The organism is Coriobacteriaceae bacterium (assembly GCA_025992705.1).
In the GTDB taxonomy this organism is placed as follows: domain Bacteria; phylum Actinomycetota; class Coriobacteriia; order Coriobacteriales; family QAMH01; genus QAMH01.
Map to the genome: position 1 here is coordinate 1,364,891 of DAJPGJ010000001.1, position 22,644 is coordinate 1,387,534.

Annotated in this window: 18 protein-coding genes; 7 read left to right on the forward strand and 11 right to left on the reverse strand. The window is 59.8% G+C overall.

Features of this window, described 5'->3' with window-relative positions; genetic code table 11:
- Window positions 1-20 precede the first annotated feature (20 nt).
- From OIM11_06170 to aldA, 5 genes are all read right to left on the reverse strand, one after another.
- The gene (locus OIM11_06170) at window positions 21-554 is read right to left on the reverse strand and encodes a methylated-DNA--[protein]-cysteine S-methyltransferase (protein HJJ00710.1); all 534 of its coding nucleotides are present in this window, start codon (window positions 552-554) and stop codon (window positions 21-23) included.
- A 27-nt stretch (window positions 555-581) separates the two neighbouring features.
- Window positions 582-2,054 (reverse strand): helix-turn-helix domain-containing protein, encoded by a 1,473-nt coding sequence (locus tag OIM11_06175; GenBank protein ID HJJ00711.1) that lies wholly within the window; start codon window positions 2,052-2,054, stop codon window positions 582-584.
- 226 nt (window positions 2,055-2,280) lie between these two features.
- Window positions 2,281-2,814, reverse strand: coding sequence for a hypothetical protein (locus OIM11_06180; protein HJJ00712.1), 534 nt, complete (start codon window positions 2,812-2,814; stop codon window positions 2,281-2,283).
- Between the two features lie 32 nt (window positions 2,815-2,846).
- A complete protein-coding gene (locus OIM11_06185; protein HJJ00713.1) occupies window positions 2,847-3,056 on the reverse strand; it encodes a helix-turn-helix transcriptional regulator in 210 nt (69 codons plus the stop codon).
- A 158-nt stretch (window positions 3,057-3,214) separates the two neighbouring features.
- Window positions 3,215-4,669 carry an aldehyde dehydrogenase gene (gene aldA, locus OIM11_06190; GenBank protein ID HJJ00714.1) on the reverse strand — a complete coding sequence of 485 codons (1,455 nt, stop codon included), beginning with the start codon at window positions 4,667-4,669 and terminating at the stop codon, window positions 3,215-3,217.
- A gap of 308 nt (window positions 4,670-4,977) precedes the next feature.
- On the opposite strand from aldA, the gene OIM11_06195 reads away from it, so the two are divergent.
- The gene (locus tag OIM11_06195) at window positions 4,978-6,327 is read left to right on the forward strand and encodes a diguanylate cyclase (protein HJJ00715.1); all 1,350 of its coding nucleotides are present in this window, start codon (window positions 4,978-4,980) and stop codon (window positions 6,325-6,327) included.
- A 24-nt stretch (window positions 6,328-6,351) separates the two neighbouring features.
- Here the strand turns inward: OIM11_06195 and OIM11_06200 are convergent, their stop codons facing one another.
- The 3 genes from OIM11_06200 to OIM11_06210 are packed head-to-tail and all read right to left on the reverse strand — an operon-like array spanning window position 6,352 to window position 9,580.
- On the reverse strand, window positions 6,352-7,761 hold the full coding sequence (locus OIM11_06200; protein ID HJJ00716.1) for an ATP-binding protein: 1,410 nt from the start codon (window positions 7,759-7,761) through the stop codon (window positions 6,352-6,354).
- The gene (locus tag OIM11_06205; GenBank protein ID HJJ00717.1) at window positions 7,758-8,483 is read right to left on the reverse strand and encodes a response regulator transcription factor; all 726 of its coding nucleotides are present in this window, start codon (window positions 8,481-8,483) and stop codon (window positions 7,758-7,760) included. The genes OIM11_06200 and OIM11_06205 overlap by 4 nt, the downstream gene beginning before the upstream one ends.
- A gap of 50 nt (window positions 8,484-8,533) precedes the next feature.
- The gene (locus OIM11_06210) at window positions 8,534-9,580 is read right to left on the reverse strand and encodes a Na/Pi cotransporter family protein (protein ID HJJ00718.1); all 1,047 of its coding nucleotides are present in this window, start codon (window positions 9,578-9,580) and stop codon (window positions 8,534-8,536) included.
- A gap of 248 nt (window positions 9,581-9,828) precedes the next feature.
- Between OIM11_06210 and OIM11_06215 the strand changes: the two genes are divergently transcribed.
- Window positions 9,829-12,798 (forward strand): response regulator, encoded by a 2,970-nt coding sequence (locus OIM11_06215; protein HJJ00719.1) that lies wholly within the window; start codon window positions 9,829-9,831, stop codon window positions 12,796-12,798.
- Window positions 12,799-12,877: 79 nt separating this feature from the next.
- On the opposite strand, the gene bsh is transcribed toward OIM11_06215, so the two are convergent.
- Window positions 12,878-13,828, reverse strand: coding sequence for a choloylglycine hydrolase (gene bsh, locus OIM11_06220; protein ID HJJ00720.1), 951 nt, complete (start codon window positions 13,826-13,828; stop codon window positions 12,878-12,880).
- 430 nt (window positions 13,829-14,258) lie between these two features.
- On the opposite strand from bsh, the gene OIM11_06225 reads away from it, so the two are divergent.
- The 5 genes from OIM11_06225 to OIM11_06245 all read left to right on the forward strand — a co-directional run bounded on the left by OIM11_06225 (window position 14,259) and on the right by OIM11_06245 (window position 19,952).
- Window positions 14,259-15,665, forward strand: a complete 1,407-nt coding sequence (locus OIM11_06225; protein ID HJJ00721.1) for a TrpB-like pyridoxal phosphate-dependent enzyme — start codon at window positions 14,259-14,261, stop codon at window positions 15,663-15,665.
- Between the two features lie 534 nt (window positions 15,666-16,199).
- The gene (locus OIM11_06230; protein ID HJJ00722.1) at window positions 16,200-17,057 is read left to right on the forward strand and encodes a putative ABC transporter permease; all 858 of its coding nucleotides are present in this window, start codon (window positions 16,200-16,202) and stop codon (window positions 17,055-17,057) included.
- A gap of 93 nt (window positions 17,058-17,150) precedes the next feature.
- The gene (locus OIM11_06235) at window positions 17,151-17,846 is read left to right on the forward strand and encodes a flavin reductase (GenBank protein ID HJJ00723.1); all 696 of its coding nucleotides are present in this window, start codon (window positions 17,151-17,153) and stop codon (window positions 17,844-17,846) included.
- Between the two features lie 101 nt (window positions 17,847-17,947).
- Window positions 17,948-18,748, forward strand: a complete 801-nt coding sequence (locus tag OIM11_06240; protein HJJ00724.1) for an SDR family oxidoreductase — start codon at window positions 17,948-17,950, stop codon at window positions 18,746-18,748.
- A 217-nt stretch (window positions 18,749-18,965) separates the two neighbouring features.
- Window positions 18,966-19,952, forward strand: a complete 987-nt coding sequence (locus tag OIM11_06245) for a flippase-like domain-containing protein (GenBank protein ID HJJ00725.1) — start codon at window positions 18,966-18,968, stop codon at window positions 19,950-19,952.
- Between the two features lie 62 nt (window positions 19,953-20,014).
- On the opposite strand, the gene OIM11_06250 is transcribed toward OIM11_06245, so the two are convergent.
- Both OIM11_06250 and OIM11_06255 read right to left on the reverse strand, forming a co-directional pair.
- On the reverse strand, window positions 20,015-21,859 hold the full coding sequence (locus OIM11_06250; GenBank protein HJJ00726.1) for a PH domain-containing protein: 1,845 nt from the start codon (window positions 21,857-21,859) through the stop codon (window positions 20,015-20,017).
- Entirely contained in the window at window positions 21,859-22,350 is a 492-nt protein-coding gene (locus tag OIM11_06255; protein ID HJJ00727.1) for a PH domain-containing protein, read from the reverse strand. The genes OIM11_06250 and OIM11_06255 overlap by 1 nt, the downstream gene beginning before the upstream one ends.
- Window positions 22,351-22,644 lie beyond the last annotated feature (294 nt).

The window sequence follows — 22,644 nt, forward strand, 5'->3', positions numbered from 1 at the left end:
AGCGCATCCGCAAGACCAGCCTACAGCGCCGTGCCGCGCTTGGGAACGTAGAGCTCCCCCGTGTCCACGCCCTCATGCTTCAGCAGCCAGAGCTTGCGCTCGATGCCACCTGCGTAACCAGTCAGGCTTCCATCCGATCCGACAACCCTATGGCACGGGATGATGATGGAGATGGGATTGTGCCCAACCGCGCCACCAACCGCAAGAGCAGACGCCTTGCCCCGCTCACGCTTGAGTTCGGACGCGATTGCACCGTATGTCGTGAGTTCGCCATGCGGAATCGCGATGAGCCTCTTCCACACGGCTTGCTGAAACTCGCTTCCCCTGGGAGCCAGCGGCACGTCGCTGATTGGCTGCGGATCGCCCGCGAAGTAGGCCTCGAGCCACGTCCGGAGCTCCGCGAAACCCGCGGCATCATCATCGGGCACCATCTTCTCGGGAATCGTGGCACCATGGTACTTCTGCCCATCGAGCCACAGACCGCAGACAGCCTGCCCGTCACTCGCAATCGTGAGCGTACCCACAGGCGATTCGTATTCGCTGCAATAGAACATACGTGCCTCCTTGGCTATTCTCGTACATCATCCTGAAAGGGAGTCCCAAAGCGCCAGTACCGCATAGCTGCGCCACGGACGGCAATCCTCGACCAGAGCGAGTCGCTCCTTCGGCGCGAGCTCGGGCAGTGCGTGCGCAACCCCCGCGTCGGTCTCGAGAAACGCGTCGGGATAGCTCATGGTACGCATGGCGATGTAGTTGGCAGACCACGGACCGATTCCCCGTATCCGAAGAAGCGCCTCCATCTGCTCCTCTGCAATGGCGCCAATATCCAGATCGAGCTCTCCCTCGTCAATGGCCGTCGCCATCGCGTCGATGGCACGCGACCTCGTCTTGATCAGGCCGAGTTCCCCGAACGCGTCCTCGATATTCGCAAGCGAGCGCACATCGGCGACGCGGGGCCATGCCCTGTCGAGTCCCTCGATTCCCGTCTCGATTCTCTCGCCGTAGCGCTCGACGATGCGCCCGGCGAGCTTGTTGGCCGCTCTCACGCTAACCTGCTGTCCGATTACCGCACGGCAGGCTATCTCAAACGTATCGAAACAGCCGGGTACCCGAATTCCGTCGATACGCACGCTGGGAACGGCCTCCTCGAGCGGCAAGAGCGCCTGCGAAACCACCACGGGATCGCTGTCCGTGTCGAACATGCGCCGCACGCGGGCGATCACCTCGGAAACCGCGGGGACAAGCTCATCGGACATCGTGACGACAAGTTGGTTGCCGGCTGGATCGTCCTCGACCCGTACCCACCCGCATGCGACGTTTCCGTCATGGCCCTCAAGCCGGACCGTACGGGTATACGACACGTCATCGACTAGCTCGACATGCGCAAGCGCGCGGTCCCGGAAAAACGCGAGCAACTCCGAGAAGCGATATGGTGGCCGATAGCTCAGATGCACGGTGATCGTTCCAGACTGAACGGTTGCCTTCTCGCGCCTCTTACGCAAATCACTCGGAGTGAGCCGATAGTGCTCCTTGAATGCATCGTTGAAACGCCGTACGCTGCCGAAACCGGACGATTTCGCCACGCGCGAAACGGGAAGGTCAGTGTCGGTAAGCAGGGATTTCGCCAAAAGAAGCCTGCAGGTCCTAAGGTACTGGGCGGGCGTCACTCCGTATTCGGCTTCAAAGGCACGTCTGAGATGTCTGCCCGTATAGCCGAGTTTGGCGGCGACCGACTCTATGCTCATCGAAGACGCGCATCTTGCCTGCAGCATTCGGGCGGCTCTTCTCGCAAAATTTGACCTGGCATCCACGAGCGAGAGCCCCGGGGCGAGCTCGGGGCGGCAGGTCATGCAGGGGCGGAAGCCAGCTGCCTCGGCTTCCGCCGCCGTGCGAAAGAACGTGCAGTTCTCGTACTTGGGCATCTTCGCCCTGCATACCGTTCGGCAGTAGATTCCCGTCGAGGAAACGCCCACGAAAACCTGTCCGTCAAATCGCGTATCGCCGGATTCGAACACCTTGTAAAGTGCCCTTCTCTGCTTTTCCGAAGCGTTCAAATCTTCGCCCATCGCCATATCTGAGAGAATGGAGTTCAAGTTGTCCCGCTTTCTCCGCTTTCCATATATGTTCGCTCATCGAACATTTGGCTTGCTGATCCATCTGCCAGACCAGAATAGTCACAACGAAACAAACGAATTGGCTGAAATCGGACATGCAAGCGTTTTGCTTTTCTCTCGGCACTTGCCCGCCAGTTGCAAGCAGCAGAGACACCCTCCTCCATTGTCAATCCTGCAGTTCGTCTTCGAGCAGGCGACGGCGCTTGATGGCATCGTTGATGGTGAGGGCGATGGCGGCAAAGCCGATGGCGAAGCCCATGAAGAAGAACACCACGCCGATGGCAAGGTCACCGAACCATGCGACGTTTTCGATGCCGACGATCTGGATTTCCGCCAGAATGCGCATGCCGCAGGTCAAAACCCCAAGAACCGCCCCGCAGAACAGCGCGAAGCTGGCGACGTAGTCCCAGGGAATGCGATCCACCTCGGCATAGCGCTTGTAGCTCGAAAACGCCCCGCCGCGAATCTGCATGCCCACTGACGCACAGCCCGCGGCAAGAATCGTCAGTATCAGCAGAAGGTCAACGGGAACGACGGACGCGCCAAGGGGCGTGAGCACGGGATGATCGGTGGTGTTTGCGACCTGGTTAACCATGATCCAGTAGTACAGGCTCACGGTCGACCCCACGAGCAAGATATAGGATGCGACCTTCATCGACTTGTTTTCCTCGGCCTCGAGGCGCTCGTCCTTCGGGCCCATGTATTCGTTCCATTTTCGAATCAAGTACATCGTCATTCCCCCGCTTTCCAGAACAGTTCATCCAGCGTCTTACCGAGCGTTTTGCAGATGGCCATGCAGAGTTTGAGGCTGGGGTTATAGCGACCGGCCTCGATGAGCCCGATGGTCTGGCGAGTGGCACCGACCGCATCCGCAAGCTCCTGCTGCGAGAGACCGCAATCGGTGCGTGCCGCCCGCATGCGCTCGTTCTTCTCGTCTTCCAATGTGATTCCCTTGCCCTGTCTTCGTTAATGCAATATATATCGTACATGCAAAATATATATTGCACAATATGCGCATCTACGTCAATAGAAAAAACGAGACAAAAAAGGAAGCGCCCCGCAGGACGCTCCCCCTTTCGTAGCCTTATGTTATGCGACGTTTACGCCTTGTTGCGCTCGGTATCCCAGTCGACGTAGCACACGTGCGTCTCGAGGTACTCCTCGACGCCCAGCTCGCCGTCCTCGCCACCGATGCCCGACTGGCGCACGCCCTGGTGGAAGCCCTGGAACGCCTCGAAGTGCTCGCGGTTGACGTAGGTCTCGCCGAACTTGATCTCGTTCATGGCGCGCATGACCGTATCGTAGTCGGTCGTGTAGATGGAGCTCGTCAGACCGTAGACACTGTCGTTGGCCATCTCAATGGCCTCGTCAAGCGTCTTGAACGTGGTGATGGGCAGCACGGGCCCGAAGATCTCGTCGCGCATGATGCGCATGTCATGCGTGCAGCCGGTGATGACGGTGGGCTCGTAGAACCAGCCCTTGCCATCGACCTGGGCCTTGTGACCGCCGCAGGCGACCGTGGCGCCTTCGGCGATGGCGGACTGCACCATCTCGTCGACATGCTCCTGCTGGGCCTTGTTGACCATGGAGCCCATGTCGAAGGTGCCGGCGAGCGCCGGGCCGTAGGTCAGGGTCTTCATCTTCTCGATGACCTTCTTCGTGAACTCCTCGGCGATGCCCTCCTGCACGTAAACGCGCTCGGCGGCATTGCACACCTGGCCGGTGTTGATGACGCGCGAGGCGACGACGTAATCGACCGTCTCGTCGAGCTTGCAGTCGTTCATGACGATGACCGGCGCCTTGCCGCCCAGCTCGAGCGAGACCTTGGTGACGTTATCGGCAGCGGCCTTCATAATCTTCTTGCCGACCTCCGTCGAACCGGTGATGGTGACGATGGAGATCTTGGGATTGGAGGCAAGCGCGTTGCCCGTGAGCGAGCCCGATCCGGTGATGACGTTGATGACACCCTTGGGAAGGGACGACTTCTCGACGATCTTGGCGAACTCGTATGCGCCGTTGGGGCAATCCGATGATGCCTTGAGCACGACGGTGCAGCCGGCGATGAGCGCCGGGGCGACCTTGCGGCCGATGAGGAACAGCGGGAAGTTCCACGGCATAATCTGGCCGGCTACGCCGATGGGCATCTTGTAGAGGAAGATGTTCTCGTTGGGGCGGTCCGACGGGATGATCTGGCCTTTGAGGTGACGTGCCTGGGCAGCCATGTACTGCACGTAGGCGGGCAGCCAGCCGGCCTCGTCCATGGCCTGCGCGAGCGGCTTGCCCATCTCCTCGGACGTGGTGCGGGCCAGGAGCTCCTGGTTTTCCTTGAGCAGCTCTACGAGCTCCATCAGGTAGTTGGCGCGCTCGATGGCGGGAACCTTCTCCCACGACTTCTGCGCCTCATAGGCGGCATCGACAGCCGCCTCTACGTCGGCCTCGGTGGCCATGGGGAAACGCGAGATTACCTCCTCGGTTGCCGGATTGACGTTATCGCGCATCTCGCGATCGCCGTTGTCGAGGAACTCGCCGTTGATGAAAAGCTGGACTTCTTTCATTCAAATCCTCCTTTGACTTGAATGTAGGCGCGCATGCGCCTGTTTCATGAAAGCGACTCCCGTTTGGAAGCCGCTTGATCTTGAAGATAATTATACTCTCGTCCGAAGTATCCACGGAGATGAAATGCAGCATGCACCGAAAGCACATGTCTGAAGCTGCGCGGATATAACAACAACTTACGGCATGCACATCCCCCAACGCTTTGCAATGACATTTTCCAGCCAATCGTTCCGAGTTCCCCGTTCTGCGCATATCAAAGTAGTAGTATGTGTGGGCATAGACACAAATGGTACAAGCGGAGGTCATCATGACCGTGTTCCATCGCATTACCGAGGGCAAGCTCGGATCCCATGACGGATGCGTCATCGAGGACGAGGTCTCACAGGAATTTCTCGACCGCATTCCGGGCGGTCTATTTCGGTATCGTGCCGACGATGAGGGAACCATCGACTACGTGAGCCATGACGTCCTGGACATGTTCGGTTGCGAGACCTACGACGAGTTCTGCGCCATCACCGACAATACCTTTCCCGGTATGGTTCACCCCGACGACCGCGAACGCGTTCTCTACGAAATTGACGAGCAAATCAAGGTAGGCGACAGAGACGCCGTCACCTACCGTCTCAACCGTCCCGACTTCACGGAGCTCTGGGTCGACGACCGCGGCCATTACATCGTCGACGATAGCGGCACCGCCTGGTTCTACGTCACCATCATCGACATCTCCGACAAGGTGAATAGCCAGCGTCAGCTCGAGCGCGCCGAGGAGCGCGTCGACATGCTGACCATGCTTTCCCGCGACGTCATGTTCGATATCGATTGCCAGGACCAATCTGGTGAGCTCTTCGGTGATTTCGAGACGCGTTTCGGACGTCCTCCTCTCTCGAGCGACCTCATCCTGCGCAAGCGCTGCGACAAGGATTGCAACGTAGACCTCGAGATACACGACATCGATTCCCTACGCGAGATAGTCGAGAAGGGCGACTTCATCGACATCGAGACATCACTGCCCGATGCCGAGGGAAACCCCATCTGGTGCCGCTACCAGTCCTTCGTGATCTTCGATGATGAGACCGGTCTGCCCGTGCGCCACGTCGGACGCTTGCTCGACACGCACGCGATGGTCATGCGCGAGGCGTCCTTGCGCAAGATGGCCGAGCTCGATGGTCTCACGGGCATATTCAATCGCAACGCGGCAATGGCTCGCATCGAGCAGGCTCTCGCCAGCGAGGAATGCCAGGACGGTTGCTGCCTCTTCCTCATCGACGTGGACGACTTCAAGCAGGTCAACGATTGCTTCGGTCACCCCGAAGGCGACCGCGTGCTAAAGGAGATAGCGCGTTTCCTCCGACGCAGCATGCGCAAGGACGATATCATCGCCCGCCTCGGGGGTGACGAATTCGCCATCTTCGCCGCCGGCCTGGGCAACGACCCCGCCCTGAGCCGCGTGCTCGGCCAGCTTTCGGCAGGCCTCTACGCGAAACGCGAGCGTCCGGCTGACATGCCCGATGAACTGAATCCTTCCATCACCATCGGAGCGGCTGCGACCACGCGCTTCCCCGTCACTTTTGACGAGCTCTACCAGATTGCCGATGAGGCGCTCTACGTCGCCAAGCGCGCCGGCAAATCACGCGCCACGCTACGCAGGCTAGACTGAGAACGACGGCACATAGCGCAACGGTTAGCGATCCAAGGACTCCAGGGGCAAGCGCAGGGTAAAGGTGCTTCCCGCACCCAAAACGCTCTCGACCTCTATGTCCCCACCATGATAGAGGGCGGCATGCTTCACGATGGCAAGACCAAGACCCGTGCCCCCCGTCTCCTTCGAACGACTCTTCTCGGTGCGGTAGAACCGCTCGAAGATCTTCTCGCGATCCTGCTCCGAAATGCCAATGCCGTCATCGCTCACACGCACGGCAATGCACGGCTCCTCGGGCGATTCGTCAATTTCGACGCGTACGTTGACCGTGCCCCCATCGTCCGAATAGCGGATACCGTTTTCCACAAGATTCGAAACTGCTTGCTCGAGAAGCGCCTCATTGCCCAAGGTGCGTAAATCGACACCGGAAAACTCGAGGTCGATGCCGTGCTCGTGCGCAAGCGGACGCAAGCGCTCGCACGTGCGTTGCGCGAGTTCGAGCATATCGACGGGGACACGCTCGGCACTTGCAAACGACGACTCGTCAAGACGCGAGAGGGTGAGGACATCGTTGATGAGCGCCCGTAGGCGTTGCGATTCAAGATAGATGCGTCGTCCGAATTCTCCCACGTCATCGGGATCGACTAAACCGCTGGCGATCATCTCGGCCGATCCGGAGATAACTTGCAACGGCGTCTTCATCTCGTGCGAAACGTTCGCGGAAAACTCACGGCGCAGGCCATCCGCTTCCTTCAGCTCCTCGTTCTGTCGTCTGAGCTGCTCCTTCTGCTCGTCGATGCGCAGCAGGAGCGGACGCATCTCCTCGTAGGCATCTCCGGAGAGCGGGTCATGCACGTCAAGCTCGTCGAGCGGGCGCATGATGCGCGAGGTGAGGAAACGCGAGAGCATGATGACGAGAATCACGGCGATGACAAGCACCACCCCGACGGGCAAAGCCATCGAAGCGAGGAAGGCCGGCAGGGAGAGGCGCTCCTCGCTCACGCGCACGAAGTAGCCATCGGAGAGGCGCTCGGCAACATAGACGGTATCTCTTTTCAAGGTGTCCGAATGGCGTACCAGAACCCCCTCGCCTGCATGCTCGGCGGCGAGCATTTCAGGACGTTCGAAGTGATTCTCGAGAGCACCGTCCCTGACGGCGGTATCGAAGATGACGTCACCGACAGGATCGATGAGCGTGAATCGCTCGGGACCGGCAAACTGTTCCTCGAGCACGTCAACACGTGCATCAGCGGGATATCCATCGAGGACCTGGGCGCACGACCGCGCCTGTTCGACGAGCAGGTCTTCCGAACGTTCTTCTTCGGAAAAGTACGCAATCGTCACCAAGGCGATAGCCGTCGCGAGAACGGCGACGAGCGTGAAGACGAGTACCGTCACCAGGATGCTATGCGAGAGACTGCGCACGTGACGCGCGGAAACGGCGTCGCTCATGCTTCGTCCTCAAGACGCAAGCGGTAGCCGATACCGCGAACGGTCTCGAGCACGGAACTCGAACCCGGATCGGCTTGCTCGAGCTTCTGGCGCAGAGTCTGCATGTGAACGTCCACCGTACGCGTCACGCCGACAAACTCCGAACCCCATACCTCCTCGAAGAGCTGCGCGCGCGAAAGCGCGCGACCCGGATTCTCCATGAGCACCTTGAGAAGCTCGAATTCCTTGAACGTGAGGTCAACCAGGGTTCCTCCCACCTCGACCCGTCTGGCGTGGGGGTCAAGCACAATGGAATCGTAGACAAGATTTCCTTCCCGCATGGCAACGGACGCACGTCGCACGCGTCGCAAGAGTGCGTTCGAGCGCGAGATGAGCTCCATCATCGAGAATGGTTTCGCGAGGTAGTCGTCGGCCCCGGCATCAAGTCCGCTAATCGTATCGAACTCGGTGCCCTTGGCCGTGAGCATGATCACGGGGACGTCGCAAAGGCGCGTGTCGGCACGCAGCCGGGCGAGTATACCCAGGCCATCGATGCCCGGCAACATGATGTCGAGGAGCACGAGGGCGGGAACGTCATCAGCGCATGCCGCGAAAAACGCATCGGCATCGGGAAAGCCCCTTCCCTCGAAGCCGGCCTGGCGAAGCGCGTAAAGCGTGAGGTCACGAATGTTCTCGTCGTCTTCGACGTAGAAGACGAGTGTGGCGGACTCCCGTGTCGTCATGCATGTTCCCTTCGGGTCATCATATACGCGGCAATTCTACCCCAGTATGCTCATGCCGCAGAACACTCCCCAGAACCCAGAGACCCAGACGGAGCGACGATGTCATGCGGGCGCACCGGGCGCTCGGGCAATATCAGCATGACAAGCTTCATCATGAGCGAGACGAGCGGAAGCCAGATGAGCGTCATCACTACGTTGAAGCACGTATGCGCGTTGGCAATCTGCCGCGCGATGATCTCGACTCCCTCCCCTGCGGGAGGAATGGCTGCCACGACAGTCGCAAAGGGCCCGGTCAGCCCGACGAAGAGCAGGCAGCCCGACAGGTTGAAGATGCAATGCGCCAGGGCAACGCGCTTGGCATCCCGCGATTGGCCAATGGAGGCAAGAAGCGCCGTGACGGTCGTCCCCAGATTGTCTCCAAGCAAGATGGGGATGGCGCCCTCGAGACCGAGGACACTCGCCCCGTCGGCACCCGGCTGAGCGGCGAAGTTCTGCAGCACGGCAATGGTCGCGCTCGAGCTCTGCACGACGAGCGTCATCACCGTGCCTACGAGGACTCCAAGAACGGGCACACCCGCAACCTGGGCAATCATCTCCGTGAAGACGGGGCTCTCGGCTAGGGGCTTCATGACCGACCCCATGGTCTCTATGCCGACGAAGAGCAGGCCAAAACCGAATATTGCCCGCCCCGTCAGCTTCACGCGCTCGCCTCTGGCAAGCGCCATGACGAGGAAGCCCACCGCGACGAACAACAAGATATAGTCCGAGAGCTTGAACGCGATGATCTGCGCCGTGATAGTCGTCCCGATGTTCGCGCCCATGACGATGGGAATCGCCTGCCGAAGGCTCATGATCCTCGCGCTCACGAATCCGATGACCATGACCGTCGTAGCGCTTGAGCTCTGCAGCACGGCGGTGGCAAGCGCGCCGGCCAGGACGCCCATGATCGGGTTCTTCGTCACGGCGGCAAGGATGGAGCGCATCCTCTCGCCTGCCGCTTCCTGCAAGCTGCCACTCATCGTGTTCATGCCGTACAGAAAGATCGCCAGGCCTCCTGCAAGCCCCAAGACGACCTTCATGATCTCGTTGACGTCCACCTATGTCCCTCTCCTCTACTATCTGACGTAAGGAGAAGTCTACGGAGGCAATGTACGGGCAGCGTAAGGGGAAAGTAAAGTCTCTGTAAAGTCATTGCTTCCCATACCGGTAAACAGGATAATCTCCGCGTCGCGCCCTCCGAGTGAAAAGGGCGCTCGCTTGCACGAAAAGCTCTCGACCGTGACGGCTGGATGAAGGATAATATCTGGAATGGTACCCCACCACCTGAAAGGCTGGGTCACAGCATATGAAGAGCATCGACAAGTCACTTAATATCAGGCGCAACAGAATCCTTGCCGCATGCGCGGCAATCGTCATCGTAATCGCAGCGCTCCTGATATTCATGAACGTCAACACGGAGCGCATCACGCAGCAAAACGCCGACTATCTCGAGGGTACGACCGAGCAAACCGCACGACGCGTCAACGACTTGCTCAACAATGGCCTGGCCACGGTCGAGACGGCAGCAAAGGTATACGGGCAGACCCTGACCAGCCCCAGCGTCGACCCGGACACAGCGCTCCAGATGATCAACTCGACCCAGTTCAACTACGCCTTCCTCATTACTGCCGATGGCATAGGACACAACATCGACGGTCGCACCGAAGAGGTGAGCAGCCGCGAGTACTATATCAAGGGCATGCAGGGCGAGAGCGGCATCTGCGCCGTCGAGAACGCCGCCTTCAACGAGCATCGCATCATCGCGTTCTACGCCCCCATCCTCTACCAGGGAACGCCCGTCGCCGTCTTTGCCTGCGTCTACAACGAGGCGACGATGGCGCAATACATGAGCACGAGCTTCTTCGGCGTCGAGACCGCCACCTACCTCTGTGACCGTGACGGCAACGTCCTGGCAAAGTCGAGCATGAACGACGAGATCGACTACTCGGTGCTCGACTCGAAGCTCAGCGACTCGCTCAAGGACATCACTCCCGAAGAGCTCGCGCAATCCCTCGCCCAGAGTTCCTCGTTTAACTTCAGCTACAACGCCTCATCCGGCGAGGGTAGCGTGTATGTCGCCCAGCTCGCCTCGTCGGATTGGATGATCCTGCGTATCTTCCCCGAATCCGTCACGGCAAAAATGGTGTCTTCAGCTAACGCGGCGGGCATCATCCTCGTTGCGGGTGTCGTTGTCGCCTGCTTGCTTTTCATCGTCGTGCTCGTGTTCCAATCGCGCAAGCAGAAGGACCGCCTGCTGCTCGAGCGTCAGGAGGCAACACGCATCATCGACGCCTCCACCAACTTGTTTAGCCGGCTGCTCGCCATCGACCTCGTGAACGACAGCTACGAGTACCTCAAGCGCGAGGGGCTGGATGACTCCCTCCCGACGGACGGCAAGTTCAGCGATTTGCGCTCGTACTGGAAACGCGTGGCAAGCGACAGCGACATCGAGCGCCTCTGCGAGCTGGAAGACATCGAGACGCTGCGAGAACGCCTGCAGCCGGGTGTCCCCTACCTCCAGTGCGAATACCGTGTCATGCGAGGCGACGAGGAACGTTGGCTGCAGGTCTCCACGCTTTGCATCGCCCGTGACGCTCACGCGCTGCCCACGGACATACTCGTCACCATCCAGGACGTCACGGAGCAAAAGGCAGCCGAGCTCGCATCACGTCAGGCCCTCGAGGATGCGTTCCAAGCCGCCGAGCACGCTTCGCAGGCCAAGAGCGACTTCCTCAACTCCATGAGCCATGACATCCGCACGCCCATGAACTCCATCATGGGCCTCACGGCCATCGCAAGCATGCACGCCGACGACCCTGAGCGTGTAAGCGAGTGCCTCACCAACATCTCCTCTGCGAGCCATCACCTGCTCGGCCTCATCAACGAGGTCCTCGACATGGCCAAGATCGAATCGGGCTCCATCGGGCTCACGGACGAGGAGTTCGAACTCTCCGATTCCATCGAGAAACTCCTAGCCATCGTGAACCCCCAGATTGTCGCCAAGAACCTCGACCTGCGCGTCGACGTCGTCGACATCAAACACGAGCACGTCATCGGCGACCTCACGCGCCTGCAGCAGGTCTTCGTGAACATCATGGGCAACGCAATCAAGTTCACACCCGAAGGTGGCAGCATCTACATGCGCATTTCCGAGCTGCCAAGCCGCGTCCACGACAGTGGCTGCTACGAGTTCGTCTTTTCGGATACGGGCTGTGGCATGAGCAAGGAGTTCATGGAGACCATCTTCGAGCCCTTCACGCGCGCCAATGATTCGCGCACCACCGGTATCGAGGGCACGGGTCTGGGCATGGCGATCGTCAAGAGCGTCGTCAGCCTGATGAACGGCACGGTCGACGTCGACTCCGAGCTTGGAAAGGGCACCACGTTCACCGTGACGGTGCACCTCAAGCTCCGCGATGGCGCGGCGGTCGATCTCAGCGACCTCAAGGACATCAGAGTGCTCGTGGTCGATGACGACGACGTTGCCTGCGAGGGAGCCTGCGCCCTGCTCGAGGATATCGGCATGCGCGCAAACTACGAGATGTCCGGCCCGGCGGGCGTGCAGGCCGTGATCGATGCCGACGCATCGGACGATCCCTTCAAGGCCGTCATCCTCGATTGGCGCATGCCCGGCATGAGTGGTCTGGAGGTCGCTAAGGCGATTCGCGAGAGGGTCAAGCAGGCGCCCCCCATCATCATTCTCTCCGGCTACGACTGGTCGATGATCGAGCAGGAGGCGCGCGAGATAGGCATCGACGCCTTCATTTCCAAGCCCCTGTTCCGCTCGCGCCTCATCCAGGTGATGAAGGAGCTCCTCAGTGGCGAGGTTGCCGAGGGAGTCGATCCCAAGGCAATGCTCGAGGAATGTGCCTTCGACGGATACCGCGTGCTTCTGACCGAGGACAACGTCATGGCGACGGCCATCGGGCAGGAGATAATCGGTCTCACCGGTGCAGAGGTCGAGCATGCCGAAAACGGCCAGGTGGCGGTCAACATGCTACTCGAGCACGAGCCAGGCTACTACGACTTCGTGTTCATGGATATCCAGATGCCGGTCATGAACGGCTACGAGGCGACAACGGCTATCCGCGCGGCGGCGATCGACAGGCCGGACCTTGCGCAAATCCCCATCATCGCGCTTTCGGCCGATGCCTTTGCCGAAGATGTCAAGCACGCGCATTCGGTGGGCATGAACGACCATATGGCAAAGCCCATGGAAATCGAGTCGCTCGTCGCCATCATGCGCAAGTGGATGCCGAAGAGCAACGAGAACTAGAGCCCACATTGGCTTTCAAGACGAGGGGTGCCCGTCCACTTGATCGGACGGGCACCCCTATGTTTACGGCGTATCTTCCCTAAGCGAAGACGTGCAACTCCGAGCCGTCGAGGTCGGCCTTGTCCATAGGATAGGCCTCGATGGCTGGGTTCTCGTAGGTGTTCATGTAGTACGTCTTTGTCGCCATGGAGATACCGCCGGTATAGACCGTCGTCTCGAATTCGCCGTTTTCCATCTTCGCCTCGCCATCGATCATCGCAACACCGGCGAGCGTATGGAACATCCTGGAGACGTTATCTGCCTCGCCGGACTTCTGCGGATAGTGGCTGTTCAGGTAGGCGACCCTCACGAAACGGTCGGGCGAATAGCTCGAACCGGGCAGGCCCACGAGCTGTCCGCCGCTCCCGTAAGGCGCAAGCTTCTGCTTGTCCCACTGAACGTCAGCGACGTATTCAGGACTCAGGTTCATGTAGCTGCGCAGGTGCTCGACGTGCCAGTCGAAGGTGGGCTGGTTGGTGAGCACGTCGACGTCGTCGTGATGGATGTGCATGCCATCGGCCATGTACTCGACCACGATGGAACGGTCCTTGTCACCGATAAGGTAATGGAGAAGCGCGACCGGAAACTGGTCGTTCACGGGCTTGGCGACGATGGCCACATCAGCCAGCGCCTCCTCCAACTCGTCCACCGTGGCAAAGTTGCTAGCTACCCACAGGGGAAACTCGTATGCGGCGAGGTTGGTCTTGCCCTTGACGGCATCTGCCTCGAACTGGGCATAGCCGGGGAAGTTGAGCCCGGCGATGGCGAGCCCCTTCTCGTTGGCGCAGTCGAAGTAGAGCGGAACGCCCCCAATCACGATGCACGGGCCGATGACCGCGTAATCCTGCCGGGACTCGACCCCGAAGGCATAGTGGCGCTCGTAGCCGCGGGGAGTCACGGTGACCTTCTGGCCGTAGCCGCAATTCCAATCGAGATTGCGGGCAAAGTACATGTTGCCCTTGTCATCGGTGAACCTGATTCCCGAGCACATGGCTAGCTCCCTCCCACGTAAAACCGTACGTATCTTTGTTCTTGTAGGAATAGTATATAGCAAAAACTACCGTTCGCTATTTATTTTCTACCGTTCGCCAATAATTTTTGTCACTTTTCGCTATGAAATCTAGACATTTCGACATTACTTACTCTGATTTGTGCTACCGTACGGCGCAACCCGAAAGGACGAATGTGAACTACGTACACGCACATAGCATGTTTGCCAACGCGCAGGCGTTTGCCGGTGCTTGGTGGTGGCGTAGTCGAATATCGTAATCGGGTTATCGGACTTCACGCTTCTCATCACATACCTTGAAGGCCCTCGGTAATCCGGGGGCCTTTTTTATTTCCCAAACCATGAGATGCGTAAGAACGGCTAGCAAGGCAGGAACGTGGACGAGAGTCCAAAGGAAAGAGAGGAAACGACCATGGCAGACGCAAACAAGAAGCAGAACGAGGAGATCCCCTACAAGCTCTACCTGCGCGAGGACCAGATTCCGACGCAATGGTACAACCTGCGCGCGGACATGCCCGAGCCGCCCGAGCCCATGCGCCTGCCCAACGGCAAGATCGCCGAGCATGACGACATCGCCCCGGTGTTCTGCGACAAGCTCGTGGACCAGGAGCTCGACGACGAGACCGCGTACTTCGACATCCCCGAGGGCGTGCAGGAGATGTACAAGGTGTACCGCCCCTCCCCGCTGTGCCGCGCGTACAACCTCGAGCGCTACCTGAACACGCCGGCGAAGATCTACTACAAGTTCGAGGGCAACAACACCTCCGGCTCGCACAAGCTCAACTCGGCGCTCGCCCAGGCCTACTACGCCCAGGAGCAGGGTCTCGACAAGATCACGACCGAGACGGGCGCCGGCCAGTGGGGCACCGCGCTTTCCGAGGCGGCCGACCACTATGGTGTCGACCTGGACGTCTTCATGGTGAAGTGCTCCTACGAGCAAAAACCCTTCCGTCGCTCCATCATGCAGACCTTCAACGCGACCGTCACGCCGTCGCCTTCCGACACGACCGAAATCGGCAAGAAGATGCTCGCCGACCATCCCGACTCCACCGGCTCGCTTGGCACGGCGATTTCCGAAGCGGTCGAGCGCGCCCTCAACGTTCCCGAGAACAAGGGGCGTTACCAGCTCGGCAGCGTGCTCAACCAGGTCGTGCTGCACCAGTCCATCATCGGCTTGGAGAGCTATGAGGCCATGAAGGAACTCGGCGAGTACCCCGACATCGTCATCGGCTGCGCCGGTGGCGGCTCCAACCTCGGTGGCCTCATCGCACCGTTCATGCGCGACAAGCTGCGCGGCGACAAGCCCGATACGCGCTTCATCGCCGTCGAGCCCGCAAGCTGTCCGTCGCTCACGCGCGGTAAGTACGCCTACGACTTCGCCGATACGGGCCAGACCTGCCCGCTCGTCAAGATGTACACGCTGGGCAGCGGCTTTCTGCCCTCCCCCGACCATGCCGGCGGCCTGCGCTACCACGGCATGAGCCCCATCGTCTCCAAGCTCAAGCACGACGGCTACATGGAGGCCGTCGCCGTGAAGCAGACCGACGTCTTCAAGGCGGCCGAGGACTTTGCCCGTCTCGAGACCATTCTGCCGGCACCGGAAAGCGCTCATGCAATCTTCCAGGCTATGGAGGAGGCGCGTAAGTGCGCCGAGACCGGCGAGGAGAAGACGATCCTCTTCGGCCTCACGGGCACGGGCTACTTTGACATGTACGCCTACGAGGCCTATAACCGCGGCGAGATGACCGACCACATCCCTACCGACGAGGAGCTCGAGGTCGGCTTCGCGACCATCCCCTCCATCGAGGGAATTCAATAGCGGAGACTTCGCTTCGTCGCGGGGTCTTGTCCCAAAATGCGCTCTGGTGTTCGTCGCGGCGACCACCAGAGCACAGCTCTTGGCATCGACTCAAGACACCGCCCGGTTTTGTGGTGTGGTGGTCGAGCTCACAGCCACAGGAGCACATTTTGAGGCGAAAATGCCTGGAAATGCTGCGTAGTGGTCGGGAGCGCAGTCACAGGGGCACAGCTCTTGGCACCGACTCCGGATACCGCCCGGTTTTGTGGTGTGGTGGCCGGGAGCGCAACCGCGAGCACACATTTCCTGGCAGCAGTCCGACATTCACGCACGCGCCTCACGACGCACATTATCTAAGCCTCGTTTTGCAAATCGTTTATGTCTCGAAACCCACCCGTTACCAGGGGATACTCCACTCAATTGGAGTTGTAGACACCCCTTGAAGGAAAGGTGAGGATACTCTGGTTCGTGCCTCATGAAAGCCACCGCCAGACGCGAGGCTCGTATACTTCCGTTTGGATATACGCAAACGACATAAGACCAGTCTGGAGATACATGGGCAAGAACCTCGGCACGCACGATATGACAAGCACGAAGACCAAGGCCACGTCAACCAAACGACAATCGCTCGTCGTCAGGGCGCGTGGTCTTGCCTCGTCATATCTGCGATTGCAGGGCACGGCCATCGCCCACGAGGACACGCTCGTCATGTCGCCGGTCAAGCTACCCGGTGCCAATCACGCCCGCAAGCTCGACGAGAAGGCATCGTCACTGTGGCGCAAGACCAAGCGTTTCTTCTCGCAGCTCGCGCTCACGAAGGAAGACGAGACTGGCTATTTCGAGCCCCGCACTTGGGCCTTCTGGCGTGGCATCATCATGTACTTCTTCCTCTTCAGCGTTGTCGGGCACTGGATGGAGATTCCCTACTGTCTTTCGATGGATGCGCTCTTCGGCATCGTCGATACCGATTACGCCATCTTCCTCGACGAGCTCTACGTCCCCTATTGGGTCTACGGCGCCGGTGCCGCGGCGATAACCATACTGCTGCTCCCTCTCAAGATACGGCTCGTGGGCAAGCGAAAGACCATGTGGGGTGCGGCACTCGAGTTCTTCGTGCTGGCAATCGTGCTATGCGCCGCCCTCGAATGCATCATGGGTTGGATCGTCAACCAGCCAGACGCCCTGGGCGAGTATCCCTACTGGGACAACTCGCAGCTGCCTTTCAACATCTTCCAGCAGGCCTGGCTCGTCAATGACATTTTCCTGGGCCTCGTCACGCTCGGCTATGTCTGGTTCGCATTTCCCTTCTGCCAGAAGTTCTGCAAGCTCATCGGCAATAAGGCAGCCGATGGATTGTTCTGGGCCGTCATCGCGATTTTCGTGATAATCTGCGTCCTCACCTACGCCCTCTAGACCGCAAAACGGGTATCATGCGCCTATATGATTAGTGCGCGAATGCGTTCGCGCCGACATGAGGCGCGTTAGGCGTCCCGAAGGAGAATGACTATGGAAATCGATCGCAAGGCATTCCGCTCCCTGACCAGCGGACTCTACATCATCTCGTCTATCGACGCCGATGGCAGACTGTGCGGATGCGTGGTCAACACGCTTCTGCAGGTTGCATCCGATCCCGCCCAGCTGCTCGTCTCCATCAACAAGCAAAACGCGACGGCAGAAGCCGTGTCCACTAGCAAGCGTTTCTGCGCGAGCGTCCTCTCGCAGGACACGACCATGGACCTCATCGGCACCTTCGGCTTCAAGTCAAGCAAGGACATCGACAAGTTCTCCGAGTTCGACCATAGCGTATGCGAATCGGGCCTCCCCCGTCTCACGCACGACACGCTTGCCACGTTTGAGGTGCGCGTCGATTCCACGGTTGACGTGGGGACCCACCTCGTCTTCATCGGCACCGTCGAGGATGCCGAGGTCGTGGGCGAGGGAACGCCCATCACCTACGATTACTACCATCGCGTGCTGCGCGGCAAGACGCCTGCCAAGGCCGCCTCGTACAACGACGGTGACGATCCGGCAAAAGACGAGATCGTCGAGGCCGAGGAGACGGCATTCTCGGAGCAGAAGGTCGCGTGGCGCTGCAGGATGTGCGGCTATACCGTCGAGGGCTACCCGGACGGCCTCCCCGAGGACTGGCGCTGCCCCCTGTGTGGCGCGGGGCGCGACTACTTCGAAAAGGTGCTTATCTAACGAAGCGCATCCCGCATATCGGAATTAACACAGCGGACATATCGGCCCGCTCTGTCATCGCTATATAATGTGCCAGTTGCACACTTCGCGAAAGGACGATCATGGGTTTTCTAGAAGGTAAGACTGCCATCATCACGGGCGGCGGTTTCGCCGCGCTCAAAAACGGCGAGCCCGGCTCCATCGGCTACGGCATCGCCACGGCGTACGCCAAGGAGGGCGCGAACCTCGTCATCACCGGCCGCAACGTGAAGAAGCTCGAGGACGCCAAGGAGAGGCTCGAGGCCGCCTACGGCATCCAGGTGCTCCCCGTCGCCGCCGACGTCTCCGCCGGCACCGACAACAAGGCTACCGTGCAGGCCGTCGTCGACGCCGCCATCGAGAAGTTCGGCCGCATCGACGTGCTCGTCAACAACGCGCAGGCATCCGCCTCCGGCGTCACGCTCGCCGACCACACGACCGATCAGTTCGACCTGGCGATCTACTCGGGTCTGTACGCGACCTTCTACTACATGCAGGCATGCTACCCGTACCTCAAGGAGACGAAGGGCTCCGTCATCAACTTCGCCTCCGGCGCCGGCCTCTTCGGCAACTACGGCCAGTGCGCCTACGCCGCTGCCAAGGAGGGCATCCGCGGCATGAGTCGCGTGGCCGCCACCGAGTGGGGTCCCGACGGCATTAACGTCAACGTGGTCTGCCCGCTTGCCTGGACAGCGGCGCTCGAGAACTTCCAGGAGCAATACCCCGAGGCGTTCGAGGCCAACGTACACATGCCGCCGATGGGCCACTACGGCGACGTCGAGAAGGAGATTGGCCGCGTCGTCGTCCAGCTCGCCAACCCGGACTTCAAGTTCATGAGCGGCGAGACGCTCACGCTCGAAGGTGGCATGGGCCAGCGCCCGTAGGTTTCCTCGCATCGTGCGTCATCGCGCCCGGTTCGGCATCACGTCGAGCCGGGCGTTTTTTTCGAATGGGATGCGTTGCGTGTGAGACACATTGGACGGGTACGTCTGTCTCATTTTGGCTGCCAAAATGAGACAGACGTACCCGTCCAATGTGTCTCACACGTCATCCTTCTTGTCCTAGAATACAGATGCACGCTTTCATCGCATGAGGAGACGCATGAAGAAGAAGGACCTCATAACCCTGCTCGCGGGTGTGGCCGTCATCGTCTTTCTCGCGGTCTTCTTCATGCGCGGTGACCAACTGCAGCATCTCATACAGACCATCGAGCGCGGAACCCCCGTCTTCCTGCTCGCCGGCCTCCTCTTCCAGCTCGGCAAGTATTTCACGCAGGGACTCTCGTTCACCTGGTGCTTCAAGGCGGCGGGTACGTCGATGCCCATCGGCGAGAACGTCGTCCTCGTCTTCCAGACCTTCTTCATGGACACGATCATTCCCTCGTTCAACATCTCGGGCACGTCAGTCGTCATCGAGGCGGCCACCAAGCGAGGCATCGAATCGGGGCGCGCCACGGGCGCCGCCCTGCTGCGTCAGGTCTCGATCAGCGCCGCCTTCGTCATCATCATGATCGTGGGATTTGCCATCCTGCTCGTCATGGGAAAGCTCGAGACGGGTTGGCTCGTTCTCGGCATCGGCGCCGTCGTGGCCGTAGGCGCAATCGTCGCCGCCATGGCGCTCGCCGCGCTGCATCCACAGTTCCTGCTCAAGATCATCGCACCCGTCGAGCACGTCATCGACAAGATGCTCGCACGGCTACACCGCCACGATATCGACGCCTCAGTCAAGAAGCTCGTGAATACCTACTCGTCATCGGCCAAGGGCATGGTGCACAACATCTCGAGCATCGTTATCGAGCTTGTCTGGGCCGTGCTCGCCAACATCTGCGAGATCATCTGCTTCGCCTTCGTGGGACTCGCTTTCGGCGTGAACGATTTCACGGCCGTCATCTGCATCTACGTCGTCGTCACGCTCGCGGCAATGGCCTCTCCCATTCCCCAGGGCGTGGGTGTCGTCGAGGCAGCCGCACTCGTCGCGTTCACGATCTTCGGCATAGAGCAGGCAACTGGACTAGCCGTCATCATGGTCTACCGCGTCATCTGCTTCTGGCTTCCCTTCGTCCTGGGAGCCATCCTCATGCGAAAATGAGACAGGCGCCGAACCGGGCGTGACGGGGAGGACGGGGGTTCTGTCACGCCTTCCTGCCTGTCTTATCTCGAGCCACGTGGCTCGAGCCACGCCAGCCAGGCTTCGGCATCCTCTTGCGTCGCATCGATAAGCGCGTAGGTGGTACCGCCAACACCGGCCGCCGTTCGCGCCTTGATGGTCGCGGTATGCGCCATGCGCTGCAGCGGATTGGTCTTGGTGTAGCCATACTGGATCTTCTGACGCGGGAAGGTCACGGTCGACGTCGAGAAGCCGCCGTTGGTTACCTGCATAAAGCGGTGATTGAAGGCGAAGCTCGACGACCGTGCCCATAGAACGGCGCCGATGGCGCTCACGATCGTGATGACGACGGCGAGCACGTAGCAGATCATGCAAATCGAATTGCACAGCCCGTATACATCCATGGTTACGTATCCGCCGGGAACGTGCATGCGCACAATCCCGTCATCGAGCCAGAGCCCCATGGTGAGCTGGAAGACGGCCACGATGACGGCGAGCCAGAACCCGGTGCCCTGCACGACGCAACGTCGCGTGAGGGCGCGGCGCAGCGCGACGGGAGCGACCTTGCGCCGGTCGGTCGGGACGTCCTCGAATTCGGGGACGAGCCCGGCGAGAATCTGCGGGACCTTGGCGAGCTTCACAAAGGGATGGATGACGATGCCGCGCTTGGCCCGGGCGTTCTTGCCATCATCGCCCTCGACATTCGCATCGACTTTGGCAAGCGACACCTCGCAATAGCCAAAGAGCCTGCGAATGAACGACTGGGTGATCACGACGGCCTGAACGCGCTCGATATCGACGCCCTGAAAGGTGTGCTGCAACAGACCGTACTCGACCTCGATGCGACTCTCGCGGCGACGCGCCCTGAACCCACCGTAGCCAATGCACGAACCGATGACCGAAAGAATCCAGACGACGAGGATGATGCCGATGACGGTGGCGGCAAGCGCGAACATGCCCGACTGGATGACGTGCATGCCCGTATCCCGCACCATCGTCGAAAACACATCGACCTCATCAGCGGGCAAGATGTCGAGAGCCGAGCCGATGAGCTCGACGATGCCGATGACGATGCCCATGAGCAGAACAGCGAAGCTCGTGTTGTTGGAAAGCCCTGCCAGGACGAGCTCCTTGTTGGAAAGACCGTACTCGTAACTCACGCGCCCACCATCATAGGCCTCGCCGGCAAACACGCCGCCCAGCTCGTCCCATGCTTCCTGGCCTACGTCGAGTATGTTGCATCCCTCGCGTTCGTCTTGCGGTGGCACGGGGGCTTGCGGCTTCTGGGGACACGTCGCTTGCGTCTGGGGACGAACGGATTCCTGATAGCTCACTCCGCGAATCGAGGCATCCTTGCGGGCGAAGAGCTCGCTTCTGAGCCATTCTGCATCGTGTTTGGTGACGTAGGGAACGACGATGGCCTTGTTGTTGGCGCCGCCGGCCGTGTCGATGTAGAGTGTGCGCACGCCGGCGATACGCTGCAGAAGCGACGCCTTCTGGTCGACCGACTGCACCTTGTTGTACGGCACGTGCACGCGTTTCTTGGTGATGATGCCGCTGTAGAGATTGAACTCGTCGGGACCTAGGACGTAGTACAGGCGCTTGTAGGCCAACCAGTGAACGAGGAAGACTAGGCCGGTGAAGACGACAAACGCGGCGAACGAGATACCCGCCGTCACCGCGATCACGAAACCGACTTCGGCTTCCCCACCATGCATCCCTTCGGAAATGGCGCCGATGATGCTCGAGAACATCGAGATGACCACGGCGACGAACACGACGAGAACGACCCGCAACGTCCCAAGCCAGATATAGCTATGGTGCACCTGATGCCTGACGGGCTCCGAAGCCGTCATGGTGTCTTGGCTCTGCATATCCTGCTCGCCCATTACACGTCCTCGCGAGCCAGGCGCGCAAGCTCGGCGGCACGATCACGCAACGCCTCCGCGCTCTGGGTGTCCAAACCGGGAATCTCGTGCGACCCGGCTGCGGTGGAAACCGTGACCGAGGCGAGCCTGAAGGCCCGCAAGATGGGCCCTTGGCGCGTGTCGGTGTTCTGCACGCGAATGAACGGGATGATGTAGCGCTTGCGCCAGATGATGCCCTTGGCGATGTCGAGGTATTCGTCAGAGAGCTCGTAGCGCCAGCGAACGTAGCGAATCGGCGGCAGAATCACGAGGAAGATGACGAGCATGACGACAAGTGCGGCTATAAGCGCGATGCACACGGTAGCTACCCACCCTTCGCTGGGGTCAACCGCGGCGATGATCGCGAACGGGACGAAGCAGCAGAGAAACGCCAGAACGATCCAGATAGCGTCGTTTATACGCCAAACATTCTTGATTCTCGGATCCAGCTTCTGTTCTGGCAGCGCACGCATGATTTGCCCTTCACTCGACGACGGGATTGTTCATGAATCGAGAGTATAACAGGACGGGGAATGAGACAGGGGGCCAGACTGGTGACGCAGGGTGACGCAGGACGGGGATAATGTCACCTATAAACGGTGACATTATCCCCGTCCTGCGTCACCCTGCGTCACCAGTCTTGAGATTCAGCTCACTCAAACCTGACACGCCAATGAGACAAAAGTGCTCTGGCGCGTTTTGTCACATTACAGATTTCAATAACATTCTCATATTATTCCGTGAACGGATACAAATAGCCCATAAAC

Coding starts and splice junctions, on each gene's coding strand:
- OIM11_06170 (HJJ00710.1), bottom strand. CDS start 554: ATGTTCTATTGCAGCGAATACGAATCGCCTGTGGGTACGCTCACGATT.
- OIM11_06180 (HJJ00712.1), bottom strand. CDS start 2,814: ATGGGCCCGAAGGACGAGCGCCTCGAGGCCGAGGAAAACAAGTCGATG.
- aldA (HJJ00714.1), bottom strand. CDS start 4,669: ATGAAAGAAGTCCAGCTTTTCATCAACGGCGAGTTCCTCGACAACGGC.
- OIM11_06195 (HJJ00715.1), top strand. CDS start 4,978: ATGACCGTGTTCCATCGCATTACCGAGGGCAAGCTCGGATCCCATGAC.
- OIM11_06200 (HJJ00716.1), bottom strand. CDS start 7,761: ATGAGCGACGCCGTTTCCGCGCGTCACGTGCGCAGTCTCTCGCATAGC.
- OIM11_06205 (HJJ00717.1), bottom strand. CDS start 8,483: ATGACGACACGGGAGTCCGCCACACTCGTCTTCTACGTCGAAGACGAC.
- OIM11_06215 (HJJ00719.1), top strand. CDS start 9,829: ATGAAGAGCATCGACAAGTCACTTAATATCAGGCGCAACAGAATCCTT.
- bsh (HJJ00720.1), bottom strand. CDS start 13,828: ATGTGCTCGGGAATCAGGTTCACCGATGACAAGGGCAACATGTACTTT.
- OIM11_06225 (HJJ00721.1), top strand. CDS start 14,259: ATGGCAGACGCAAACAAGAAGCAGAACGAGGAGATCCCCTACAAGCTC.
- OIM11_06230 (HJJ00722.1), top strand. CDS start 16,200: ATGGGCAAGAACCTCGGCACGCACGATATGACAAGCACGAAGACCAAG.
- OIM11_06235 (HJJ00723.1), top strand. CDS start 17,151: ATGGAAATCGATCGCAAGGCATTCCGCTCCCTGACCAGCGGACTCTAC.
- OIM11_06240 (HJJ00724.1), top strand. CDS start 17,948: ATGGGTTTTCTAGAAGGTAAGACTGCCATCATCACGGGCGGCGGTTTC.
- OIM11_06245 (HJJ00725.1), top strand. CDS start 18,966: ATGAAGAAGAAGGACCTCATAACCCTGCTCGCGGGTGTGGCCGTCATC.
- OIM11_06250 (HJJ00726.1), bottom strand. CDS start 21,859: ATGGGCGAGCAGGATATGCAGAGCCAAGACACCATGACGGCTTCGGAG.
- OIM11_06255 (HJJ00727.1), bottom strand. CDS start 22,350: ATGCGTGCGCTGCCAGAACAGAAGCTGGATCCGAGAATCAAGAATGTT.